Origin of the sequence: Phaeodactylibacter sp., from assembly GCF_022763345.1 — a bacterium.
In the GTDB taxonomy this organism is placed as follows: Bacteria; Bacteroidota; Bacteroidia; order Chitinophagales; family Saprospiraceae; genus Phaeodactylibacter.
Genome location: NZ_JALEGS010000102.1, coordinates 1 through 12,439 on the forward strand (window position 1 = coordinate 1; position 12,439 = coordinate 12,439).

Genomic DNA, 12,439 nt, shown 5'->3' on the forward strand with positions numbered 1-12,439 from the left:
ATACGAAGTGGTTTGCGACATCGGAGCAAGCCACTTCCCAGCGTAAATGCTGACATTGAGTAGGTTTGCTGTGGCAAACCACTTAATCGTCAGTATAACCTGTTACAGTGGTGCGTTCTTGGGAATTATTCCGGCTAGATTGGATGTATAGTTTTCTGCTACGCACCAGCTTTTCCATGGCAAACCACTAAAAGCTTTTCTGTAATAGAACTAACGGCAATTGTACAACTGCTATTTTACAACCTTTGCAAAATAACAGAAATTCTTACCGCTCAGATTTTCAATATATTATCCCTCTCAGGCTGAGCTGACTACAGCCAGCTCTCCCGTTTGAAGAGCTGGCTGAAGCAGCTAAATTTTCGATAAGGTGAAACCTTATTTGATTTTAAATACCATTGAGTTGATCGGGCGGCCCACTTTATCACCAGGGCAGCGCGCCTTCACATCATCAAAGTAGTAAATATCGCCCGGCTTAGCCTGATTGACCAAACGGCGGGACTGATCGTTGTAGCGTGCACCGGCGTTGATCACTTCAACAGGGTCCTGACGGGAAGCCACATAAACCAGGGTGAAGCCCTGAATCTGACAAGTGGCATCAAAGTCGAAGTTATCTAGGAATGCGCCTACACCGCCTTGCGCTTTGAAGGTACCGTTACCCATGGTTCCGCCGCTAGACTTTGAAAGGCGGGCAACCGGATCAGGAATCTTCTTGACCCGGAAGTCGAAAGTAGTACTAGGCAGTCCACCGCCGGAAAGAATGATCTTTGCATCACCCGGCTTGTCCGCCGTTACAAGATACTTGCCATTCGCTCTGCTTGTCGCCCGGATAGAACAACCGGAAGCCCGAACATCAAGATCGTTGGAAGACACACCGGAGGCAGAAACAGATACCGGGTTATCCACACCGATGTAGAATACGTTCATTTTATCCGCAGAAACGGTTGCAGAACGGGTACCTACTTCATATTCGTAGATGCTTTCCCCTTCAGACACTTCTCCGGTCAGCGGGTTCCGGACTTCTACTTTCAGCTTCAGTTGCTTGTTACCTGTAGAAGTGGTGCGGGTAGTGTACTCCGCTTTTCCGCCTTCGCCTACAGAAACAGCACTGCCGTTAACGTAGATATTGATATCATCCGGATTGATCTGAGAACTGTAGGTACCTACAGAAATCTCTGCTTTGAAAGGATCGCCCTTGATCACATAGGCTTTCTCCGCCTGTACGACCGGGAAGAAAGAGTCAAACTCAACCACACGGCCACCGGCCAGCTCAGCCATACTGTTGATCAGTGCAGCTTCAGAGCTTTTCGCATCTGACTGCATTTGGCTCATGAGTGGAAGCACAGCAGCAAGCGGCATCTGACGGAATTTGAAGTCCGCCCAGCTCGTCTTGTCTTTGCTTTCCTTCCAGGTTTCGTCATCGATGCCAAATGGAAGGTTGTTGCCGATGTTCTCAATCCGGTTGTTAATTTCTGCTTCTTTCAAACCAAAAGCTTTGCCATGGTTGCGAAGCAGCTCCGTATAAATTTCAACGAGTTTATCCTTAGTCTTAAGGATCTCAGCCTTGAGTTCTTCCCCCCGGCCTTCGTCCACAAGCATACGGGTCGTGATATCTTTGTTTTTCTTACCCTTTGGGACCACCTTACCATAGCTTTCGGTGTAGTCATCATCATCCACTTCACCGTTTTGGTTACCGGCGGAGTCAATCAGATTATCCCGAAGATCATTGACATAGCTGTTGAAGCTGGAAATGGTTTCACGAACCTGATCTACGGCAGGTTCGATGGGGCGGTACTTGGCTTTGGACTCGTCGCTAAGCAGGCTTTTCAGCCCGCCCACTGTTTGCTCCAACTGAGATTCTACAGTGGCGATACTTTCTTTGTTACCGTCATCCAGTGTAAAGAAAGCATTCATTACCTCGGCCGATACGTTAAGGGCAAGTAGCGCAGTCAGCACCAGATACATGAGGTTGATCATGAGCTGCCGCGGTTCCTTAGGTATTGACATGCTATATAGCTTTTAGAAAATTCAAAAATAGGGATGCGTCAACTCAGATTATTTGCCAACGTTCGACATGGCAGAGATTACGTTGCCATACACGTTGTTCAGCTGTGCGTAAGTGCCATTTAGCTGTCCGATGTTCTGGTTGAGTGCGTTGAGCTGCTCCTTGTATTGCTTGGTGTCCTCCAGTGAGTCAGACAGGTCAGCCATTGCTTCGTTCAGCTTGGAGTAGAAGTTGCTCATGGTTTTGATCTGATCGCTCGTGCCAGAGAAGTCCACTTCCTGTAAAGCCTTTAATGACGATAAACTTTTGGACATGGTTTGCAATTCAGATAGCATACCTCCAAGCTGCTGCTCCACAACTTCGCCGTTCAGAGGAGCTGCTGCAGGAGTATTAGGAGTGCCGCCGGCAGTCAGCGGTGCAATATTTGAGCTGTAATCGCTCAGGCCTGGGTACAACTTGTCCCAGTAGTAGTCAGGCTCAGGGCCGATAAGACCGAGGAAAAGGAAAATAAATGCCTCAACGGACAGGCCGATGATCAACATTTCGGAAGCGCCTTCCCAGCTTTCCAGCTTAAAAAGTGCACCCATCAATACCACTGATGCACCGAGACCGATGATCAGGTTTTTAATGTACTTAAACCCTTTTGACTTCAAGAAACTCATCTTAGTTCTCTTTTAATAGTTTTGGTGATCTAAATTCTTAGCAAATTGGGAGATCGGTTTCTCCAAACTCTACCACATAATGCCCCGCTCCTGATTGGTTACAGGCTTCAATAATTTTTTTCGCTTTTTTTCCGAAAATCAAACCGGACATTAAATGAATGTAACACAAAGCGGATCACTCACTGACAGAACCAAGCTGAATCGTGAGAAAAGCTTTGATGTAATGGTGAGGTGAGTTAAAGATAGAGGAGATAACCAAAAAAGAAATTGGATGCATGCCTTTTATTCAAAGCATGCATCCAATATATATTATGGTGTTACCATTAGAAATCGTTCAGTGAACGGCCCAGGAAGGTCAGTGCACAACGGAATCCAATATAGGACTTCGTTGTATCTTGGTATTCCCAGTGGCGTGTGCCAGTCTGAAGGAAATGTGCAACGTCTTTCCAGGAACCACCGCGAATTACTTTACGCTTGTATGCTTCAGGGTCATCATCCTTTGCATCGTAGCGGATATCCGGGTTGAGGTCATGCAGGAAGGAATAAGCGTTGTCGTAGTATGCGGTTACGGTCCATTCCGCAACGTTTCCGCTCATATTGTACAGGCCGTAATCGTTAGGGAAGTAAGCATCTGCGCGCACCGTGTACTGACCACCGTCCTCAGGGTAGTTACCACGGCCAGGCTTGAAGTTGGCCAGCAGACAGCCTTTGGCATTACGTGTGTAGTACAAACCCCATGGGTACATCGCTACATCGTGGCCACCGCGTGCTGCGTACTCCCACTCGTGCTCGGTTGGCAGACGGAAATCTTCAGAGTTGATACCATCGCCCCGTGTCAACGCGTAAGTGTTCCACAGCTTGGTACGCCAGTAAGCGAAAGCATTCGCCATGTGCCAGTCCACACCTACTACAGGGTAGTCATCAAAGGCAGGGTGCCAGAAATAGTTCCGCGTCATTGGTTCATTATAAGAGTAGGAGAAGTCGCGGATCCAAACCAGTGTGTCCGGATAGACATTCACCTTACGGCGCTGAATGAAGGCATTGCGCGGAGAACGACCGTGGTCGTGTGCAGCCTTCTGCCAGTCATACCACTCATATTCAAATACCAGCTTGCTGGCATCGAGTTCTTTCTTACCAGCAAAACGGTCATCGCCCTGATAATACAAATCTTCCAGGGTTTCATCTTCCCAGTCGATTTCGTATTCCCAGTCGATCCGCTCTTCGCCGTCTTCGGTTTCGACGTAGTGGTCGAGGTAAGAGTGAGCTAATGAATCCCGGACCCAGTTTACAAACTGGCGGTATTCGTTATTGGTGATTTCGGTATCATCCATATAGAATCCCTGAATAGAGATGGCTTTCTGACGCTGCACGAAAGTATTACTTACGTCTTGGTCAGATGGGCCGATGTGCAACGTACCGGAGGGTACGTAAACCATTCCATATGGATTAATTCCTTTCCAGTCCGGGCGGTCTAATACACCTACCAGCTGGCCGTTTTCACTGCTGCCACAGGACGCGGCAACAAACACTAGTAAGACTAGTGAAAGCTTGATTAATTGTTTCATGTTAACACCCTTGTTTTCCTTCAGAATATATAATACGGTCTAATAAACGCAGTCGTAAATATAGGCTGTTTGCCTATCTTATCAAAAATTAATTTTTTTCTTTTCTGTTTCTGCCCACGAAAAGCCGGGCAGCTTACATTTTGAAATCAGCTTGTATAGCTGGCTGATGCCGCACAACGGACCAGAACAGGGGCAACTGTTGAACGGGTAAAATAAATCTTACCTTTTCTGTTGTACTCCGGGATTAAACCTGAATTCGGGGAAGCCGAAGGTACCATTAGGAACCAAACACTGCCCTAAATATTATAAGGAGCGCGGGTTGTAAATGATTTTTGGAGGCCGGCCAGTGCCCAGTGATTTGTTCAGGTTGTAACTGATCATGACTTCGTGCGAGCCGTTGCTCACCTGATTCAAGGTAGACAGTGTGAAATCGTAGGCATAACCGACTGTGATATTGTCACTCAGCTTAAAACCAACGATTGCCGCTACGGCATCAATCGAATTGCTGTCGTACCCTCTAAACGAAGCCCCTGCTATTATATTGTCGTTATAATGAAAAAGGGCAGCAATATCCGTTTGGGTCTGTACCAGGTCTGAACGCACCAACAGCGCCGGATGGAAGCTAATCATGGAGCTGAGGTCGAAGTGGCCTTCCGCATTAAAAAAGAAAGCCCGGGAAAGGCGGATACTTAGTGCGTCCCCCACCGGCGTAACCGGCTCGGTAAGGTTGCGAACGGCTAAACCGGCTTCAAACCGCTCCGTCAGCAGGTAAAGTCCTGCCCCGTAGGTGAGCGCACTGCCTGAGACTGCAGTGACCGGCAGAAGATCATCGTTATGAATTAGGATTCCATCGGAAGGAGAATAGTCGCCATCCGGAGTGCGGAGTGCGGCACCATCGAGGGTGCGCTGGGCATACCCCACGCTGCCGCCTGCAGAAAGGATGCCCCAGCGGCCCAGTTCCATTTGATAGTTATAGGACAAGGATCCGGTCGTGCGCTGCCGGGCTCCCAATTCGTCATTCTCCAGGTTCAACCCAAAGCCGCTTCTAATGACGCTTACCGGCAGATGAACGCCGATATTTTGGGTAACCGGATTGCCGGGCAGGCCTTGCCACTGCGACCGGTAGATGCCTGTAGCGACCAGGGAGTTTTCCATCCCCGCATAGGCGGGGTTCCAGTTAAATTTGTTCATCATGAACATGCTGTACTGAGCAGCCTGCTGAGACCAGCCCATGCCGGTAATCAGCGTAACCAGAAGTATTGTTAATAATTGCTTCATGCTTGCCGGGTTTGAAATTTTGATGATCATCCGTTGTTGTTCAGCAACTCAAGTGCTGCTTTTACAGTATCAACGGGGCGTTTACAGGCATATTTTTGGCATACATAAATATTGGTGTCACCACCAGTCCCTCTGCCAGCCAGCAAGGGCCAGTCTTCATTTGCTGTTGTGGATGCCATCACGACAGCATTCGGGATAAATGATTGTTGCAGATGTATGGCTTTAGCAGCAGCCTGTTGCCCTACTAAAGCTATTTCGTAATAGGGATAGCTTTGATATAGTAATGCGTTCGCCCAGCGACCGAAAGAATTAGGATACTGCTCTACTGAGGTTTTTACGCCCCGCAACATATCAACGGCCAACTGACTGAAAACTGGTTTACCAAGGAGCAACCCCAGTTTATGGAGGTTGTGTGCCATTGTAGAGTTGCCGGAAGGCGTTGCGCTATCGTAAAGTTCCCTTCGCCGAAGCGGGATATCTTCCTGCGACTGACCAGTAAAATAAAACAAATTATGCCCGGAATCAAGGAAGTGGTCCATCAGATACCCACATAAGTCTCCGGCTTGACGCAAAAGTGCTGTATCGAGATTGATTTGATAAACCTCGATGAGGGCTTCAATAAGAAGGGCGTAGTCGTCGAGAAAGGCATCATATTGTGCCAGCCCTTCCTTATAGGTATGGAAGAAGGAAACGCTATCGGGCTGCCGGAACTTTTCCAGTAAAAATTGAATATTGGTTACGGCTGTATTCAGAAAATCCTGCTCGCCAATTGCTGCATAGGCTTTGGCATAAGCTGTGGTCATCATGGCATTCCAGCTCAACAGAATTTTGTCGTCAAGCCCCGGGCGCACCCGCTGCTCCCGGGCATTGAACAGCCTCATTCGGCCGGCGGCGAGGGTAGCCTGCAATGCTTCCGGATCTTGTCCGCGAGCGGTGGAAAAATCAACATCAGAAACCGGCCGGTGCAAAATATTGGTGCCTTCCCAGTTGCCGCCCGGTGTGATATCGTAGAATGCGCAAAACACCTCAGCATCATCGCCCAGCAATTCTTGCACCTCCTCATAAGACCAAACATAAAACCTCCCCTCCTCCCCTTCTGAGTCTGCATCAAGTGCAGCGTAGAAACCACCTTCCGGACTGGTCATTTCTCGTTTGACCCAGCCCAACGTTTCCCGTAAGGTGGTTTCATAAAGTGGATTGGGCGTGTGCCTATGGGCATCCGCCAGCAACCCTGCGAGAAGGGCATTATCGTACAGCATCTTTTCGAAATGAGGCACCAGCCATTGCCGGTCAGTGGCGTAGCGGGCAAAACCGCCGCCAAGCTGATCATAAATACCGCCTCGTATCATTTGACTTAGTGAAAAATGAAGGTGCTGCAGCGGCGCTTCATCGCCTGAAAGGTAAGCGTATTCCAGTAAGTACCGGAGCCCCATCGTACCGGGGAACTTCGGTGCGCTGCCAAAGCCGCCGTATTTGCGATCAAACGATTGTGCCAGGTTTTCGTAAATGGCTTTGGGGCCACCCCTGGAGAAAAGTTTCTCCGAAGGAACATCCAAAAGGTCCTCTTTAAGAAATGTGGTGTCGCTTCCAGCCACAGAGTTCATCAGCCGACTGGCTTGCTTTTCCGCTTCCTCATACCGGTCATGAAAAGCATCTTTCATATACTGCAGGACCTGAATCCAGGAGGGTCGGTTGTGCATTGGCTGGGGAGGGTAGTAAGTGCCTGCGAAATAGGCTCTGCGGTCAGGCAGCAGGAAACAATTTAAGGGCCAGCCACCGCTTCCGTTTATCGCCTGGCAAACTTCCATGTAAATCTGATCGACATCAGGCCGTTCCTCACGATCCACTTTGATGTTGACGAAATGCTCATTCATGAAAGCGGCAATTTTTTCATCCTCGAAACTCTCCCGCTCCATTACGTGGCACCAATGGCAAGTACTGTAGCCTATGCTAACCAGGATTGGCTTGTTTTCCGCTTTGGCTTTTTCGAAGGCCTCTGGTTTCCAGGCATACCAATGGACAGGATTGTTAGCGTGTTGAAGAAGGTATGGGCTCGTTTCTTGCCGTAGTCGATTCATATATAAAGCGGTGCTTTATGGAAGAACGGGAAGGCAGCAGCTCTAGTTCACGGGCAATCCAATTCCAGTGAAGCCTAAATCAGGTCGATAAGATTTGGATAAGGTTTTCATTCCCCTGCATACGGGCATGATCGATAGGCGAATGCCCCTTGTGGTCTTTCACTACCGTATTCGCGCCGTGGGCCAGCAACAGGCGGGCGATATCAGTTTGCCCAAATGTAGCAGCGAACGTTAGTGCAGTGGCGCCGTTATGGTTTTGAATATTTACGTTAGCGCCATTGGATAGTAGCATTTTCACGATATCAGCGTGGCCTTTGTAGACCACTCCCATCAATGCTGTATTCCCGGAAGCATCTTGTGCGTTGATATTGGCACCTTTGTCCAGAAGCAATTTCGCAATAGCCTGATTCCCGGTATAAGTGGAAAGCACTAAAGGAGGGAAACCACGCTGATCAGGTGTATTTATCGATTCCGGGTTAGACTCCAGAGCAGCAACCACGCCCTCCAAGTCATTAGCCCGGATGGCATCGAACAATTTTTCGTTCATAGAGCGTCATGTGTAGTTGGTTCCTAAATCGCAGATTATCGCCAAGATAACGCCCGTTTCACCTGATTAGTTCTGTCGATTTTACGAAGCAGGGAAGCTTCGCAATCTATAAGCCATATTTAGGCAATAGCATAGGAGGTCAGCCGGCATTTGACCTTAAGGATTTGGCGGATTTCCTCTAGTTCCACGGTGTAGGGCTTGTACACATGGTCGTTATCAGAAATCAACCGCAGGCTGGTAATCCGGTCCCCTTCGCGGACCTGCTGAATTCGCTTGGCCACAACAGAATCCGTAACTACCACATAAACATGGTTATCCCGCAAGGGCTCCCCTCTTTCGATAGGGTCGCACACAACGAGGTCTCCGTTAGTGATGGTCGGCATCATGCTATCGCCCTGAATCTCAAAGGCGATTAGTTCTCCATCGAGGTTAGGGATAGAAAACTTGGTAAGGTTTTTCAGGTAGGAGGTGTCCTGATGCTCAAGTGCGTAGCCCGCCATCGCCTGCTCAGGGACCAGGGTGATATTGCTGCGGCTGCCCATCTGCCGCTCATTGATGGAGCGCACCGGAATTTCTCCCGGCAGGGTAACGCCATCGGCAAAAATATCATCCGCAATCCCAAAAAGGTAGTTCGCATCGACACCATAGGTTTCAAACAGCCGGTGCAGCTGATCGACGGTAATATTCCGCTGCCCTTTCAGAATACTGTTGATGACGTGATTATAAGTCCCTAAATGCTTGGCAATATCAGACTTGCCTTTGATCAAATTCAGGCGCTCCAGCTCATGGTAAACATCCTTAAACCGCTGATTCACAATATGGTCGGAAAAATCTGCCATTTTAAACGAAAATGTTTTAAAACAAACTTGCTTTTTAAAAACTTATTGTTTTATATTTGTAGCAAGAGATGAAACAATAACTCAATTTGTTGCGAAAGATACAAAACGTTTCGCAAAAAACCTAATTCATATGCCTACCTACCAACAACATAAGTATGCCGTGCGGGAGAAGGAGCAGACTGCCGCCCGACAGTCCCGTCAGGAAAAGGAGCTCAACCGTTCTGCCCGACCTGCCATTCATCTGCCGAGCCTACAGGAGCTCTTGCATAAGCTTGGCGTTGGCCTCCAAAAGCTATTTACCGCACTGCGGTTCCGTTTTCATCAGGCAACCGGCGGCACGCTGAGTGAGGTCCGCCTGCCGTGGTTCAAAATTGCGCTGGCCGCAATCGCCTTCTTTATCCTGACCCAGAAAAACATACAGTTTTCGATCAACATGAAGTCCCCGATGTCGGGTTTTTCTGACGACCGGGAAGCGGACGGGCAGGCCGAGCAGATGTCTCTGGCTCAGCCTGTATCTCTGAAAGCAGGTGCTGCCCAACTGCCTGCCTTGTCCAAAAACCAGGTGAAAGCCTACATAGAGCGCTTTAGCAAAGTTGCACAGGCAGAACAAGATAAATACGGTATACCTGCCAGCCTGAAAATGGCACAAGCAATATTGGAAAGCCATGCGGGGCTCAGCGAAGCAGCGAAATCCAGGCACAATCATTTTGGTGCTCCTTTGGCCAACCGCATTTTCGACAGCGCCTGGGAAAACTGGCGCGCCCACAGCCTGATGCTAGTCCGGTATTTCCCCGAATTAGCCGGGCAGCATGCATCAGCCGGAGAATGGGCTGCAGCATTGCAGCGGTCCGACCTGGTTAGTGACAAAAACTATGCAAAAAAAATAATGGCGGCCATTCACCAGTACCAACTGGACGAACTGGACTAGCCTAAGATCTCTCCTTAAGTGGTTTTCTCATGATTGAAGCAGGCCGCCCCAGTTGCGGGGCGGTCTTTTTTTTTGCCTGGAGGATCAAAGCGTGTTACCAGCTTCTTAATGCGCTCCTATCCAAAAACATGTTTTACTGGACAGTGTTATTACAGACAAATCCCGTTGCCCATGTCCACTTATTCCAGCTTCAATCTCAACTACGCGCCCGGCGTTCAGTCCCTTGTCCCCATTTTGTACACCGCCTGGGCTGACCATATCCTTACACCTACCGAAATAAAAACGCTTCGGCGGCTGGCAGAGGAAGCGCCTTTCCTTACTACGGAAGATAAAACGACACTGCTTCAATGGGGGCAGCCTACCCGCCCCCCTTCTCCTCATCTTTTCCGCTATTGGGAGGTGGAGCTGCAACGGGCAGCCGAGCAACTGCCCGCCGACAAGCCCCAAACCCTGGCGGAACTGGGTCTGTATATGGCCAAGCAGGCAAGCGAGCAACCTGAACGATGGGACTCACCGGAGATTTTACAATACCTCACGGAATTCGAAGCCGCCTTGGGGCAGGTCAGCCTCGATACACACCGGTTCATATTCAATCTGCCAGAGCCCGAGCCAGAGGGGCAGGCACCGGGTACTCCATCCCATCAGGACCTGAAAGCAGTACTTGATGGAGACTTCGGAGAAATCAGAGACCGGATGCGAACCTTCCTTTCAGACCCCGTTTTCCGGTACAAAGAATACAGCAATAAAAACATGCACCGGGAGCAAGTCCTGGAGTGGCTTCAAATGCTCTCAGAACAAGGATTTGGCGCACTCGCCTACCCATTTGCACAGGGTGGGCAGCACGATATGGGCACCTATGCTACCGTTTTCGAAATGCTGGGCTACCACGATCTTAGTCTTGCTATAAAATTTGGGGTGCAATTCGGGTTGTTCGGTGGAAGCGTACAGCAATTAGGTACCGCCCGACATCACGAGAAATACCTCGAAGCTATCGGCAAAGGGGAATTACTCGGGTGCTTTGCCATGACCGAAACCGGGCATGGCTCTAACGTGCGCGGACTGGAAACCACTATCACCTATGACGTTGAGAAGGAAGAGTTTGTAGTCCACTCTCCAAAGGAACAATCAGGAAAAGAGTACATCGGCAATGCCCTTCACGGTGAGCTGGCCACTGTTTTCGGGCAGCTGATTGTGAAGGGGGAAAGCCACGGCATCCACGCTGTTTTGGTCCCTTTACGGGACCAATCCGGCGCCACCCTTCCCGGTATACGGGTGGAGGATTGCGGCACCAAGCTGGGGCTCAACGGTGTAGACAATGGTCGCATTTGGTTCGATACAGTCCGCGTCCCCCGGACCAATCTGCTCAACCGATTCGGCGATGTATCCAAAGAGGGCCAGTACAGCAGCCCTATCGAAAGCCCCGCCCGCCGGTTTTTCACTATGCTCGGCACGCTTGTAGGCGGACGGGTATGTGTACCGCGGGCTGGCTTAAGCGCTGCCAAGTCGGGGCTAACGATAGCCATCAAGTACGCACTCAAACGCCGACAGTTTGCGCCCCGTCAGAACGAGCCGGAAACCTTGCTGCTCGACTATCCCAGCCATCAGCGCCGATTGATGCCAAAGCTTGCTAAAGCCTACGCCCTCCATTTTGCACTAATGGAACTGAGTAAGCGTTTCGTCGCTCACGAAGAAGAGGACATGCGGGAAATAGAAAGCCTGGCCGCCGGGCTGAAGTCCGCCGCCACCTGGTTTACTACCGAAACCTTACAGGAATGCCGGGAAGCCTGTGGGGGCAAAGGCTACCTTTGGGAGAACCGGATTGCTGACTTAAAGGCAGACACCGACATCTTCACTACCTTCGAAGGGGATAATACCGTACTGGCTCAACTCGTAGCCAAAGGGTTGCTGTCCAAGTTTAAAAAAGCCTTTAATGAGGAAGGCAACCTGGCTCTGCTGCGTTACGTTTCCAACCGGGTGACCACGGCGGTCACTGAGCAGAATCCCATCGCCGTACGCAACACCAGCCGCGGGCATCTGCTCAGCGAAGAATTCCACAGTAGTGCCTTCGATTTCAGGGAGAACCGGCTCACGGCTTCATTAGGGCAGCGGTTGCGAGGGCACATCAAATCCGGGGCATCCTCCTACGATGCAGCATTGAAGTGCCAACCCCATATGATTGCCCTGGCCGAAGCTTATGTGGACCGGGTTACGCTCAGGGCTTTTCAGCAAGCCCTAAAGCAGCCTATGCCGGAAACTGCACATAGTGCTTTTCGTACTTTATATCAGCTTTTTGCGTTGCATACCATAGAGTCCCACAAAGGCTGGTACCTGGAAAGCGATTATATGCTTGGTGTCAAGACTAAAGCCATCCGCAGGGAAGTGGACCGGCTTTGTGCAGAAGCCCGCACCTGGGCCAATGTTTATGTGGAGGCTTTCGCCATTCCCGATACACTCCTGGGAGCTGCCATTGTGCAATCCAAGGATAAATCATGAAAACCCTTATCTTGCTCCTCCCTAATCAGGAGCGAAAAAGCAGTCCC

General features: G+C 49.9%; 9 protein-coding genes. 2 read left to right on the forward strand and 7 right to left on the reverse strand.

Annotated features, from left to right (window positions below):
• Positions 1-375 precede the first annotated feature (375 nt).
• The 7 genes from MRY86_RS24735 to MRY86_RS24765 form a co-directional block, all read right to left on the reverse strand.
• Positions 376-2,004: a GldM family protein gene (locus tag MRY86_RS24735; protein ID WP_293567028.1), complete on the reverse strand. Its 1,629-nt coding sequence runs from the start codon at positions 2,002-2,004 to the stop codon at positions 376-378.
• Between the two features lie 48 nt (positions 2,005-2,052).
• Positions 2,053-2,664 (reverse strand): gliding motility protein GldL, encoded by a 612-nt coding sequence (locus MRY86_RS24740; protein WP_293567029.1) that lies wholly within the window; start codon positions 2,662-2,664, stop codon positions 2,053-2,055.
• Positions 2,665-2,987: 323 nt separating this feature from the next.
• Positions 2,988-4,229: an SUMF1/EgtB/PvdO family nonheme iron enzyme gene (locus tag MRY86_RS24745; protein WP_293567030.1), complete on the reverse strand. Its 1,242-nt coding sequence runs from the start codon at positions 4,227-4,229 to the stop codon at positions 2,988-2,990.
• 303 nt (positions 4,230-4,532) lie between these two features.
• On the reverse strand, positions 4,533-5,507 hold the full coding sequence (locus MRY86_RS24750) for a type IX secretion system membrane protein PorP/SprF (RefSeq protein WP_293567031.1): 975 nt from the start codon (positions 5,505-5,507) through the stop codon (positions 4,533-4,535).
• Positions 5,508-5,533: 26 nt separating this feature from the next.
• Complete coding sequence (locus MRY86_RS24755) at positions 5,534-7,585, reverse strand: thioredoxin domain-containing protein (RefSeq protein WP_293567032.1); 2,052 nt, start codon at positions 7,583-7,585, stop codon at positions 5,534-5,536.
• A gap of 79 nt (positions 7,586-7,664) precedes the next feature.
• On the reverse strand, positions 7,665-8,132 hold the full coding sequence (locus tag MRY86_RS24760; RefSeq protein ID WP_293567033.1) for an ankyrin repeat domain-containing protein: 468 nt from the start codon (positions 8,130-8,132) through the stop codon (positions 7,665-7,667).
• A 119-nt stretch (positions 8,133-8,251) separates the two neighbouring features.
• Positions 8,252-8,971, reverse strand: coding sequence for a LexA family transcriptional regulator (locus MRY86_RS24765; protein ID WP_293567034.1), 720 nt, complete (start codon positions 8,969-8,971; stop codon positions 8,252-8,254).
• Positions 8,972-9,101: 130 nt separating this feature from the next.
• On the opposite strand from MRY86_RS24765, the gene MRY86_RS24770 reads away from it, so the two are divergent.
• Together MRY86_RS24770 and MRY86_RS24775 are read left to right on the forward strand one after the other, a co-directional pair.
• A complete protein-coding gene (locus tag MRY86_RS24770) occupies positions 9,102-9,899 on the forward strand; it encodes a glucosaminidase domain-containing protein (protein ID WP_293567035.1) in 798 nt (265 codons plus the stop codon).
• Between the two features lie 171 nt (positions 9,900-10,070).
• Entirely contained in the window at positions 10,071-12,392 is a 2,322-nt protein-coding gene (locus MRY86_RS24775; RefSeq protein WP_293572002.1) for an acyl-CoA dehydrogenase, read from the forward strand.
• Positions 12,393-12,439: the final 47 nt, after the last annotated feature.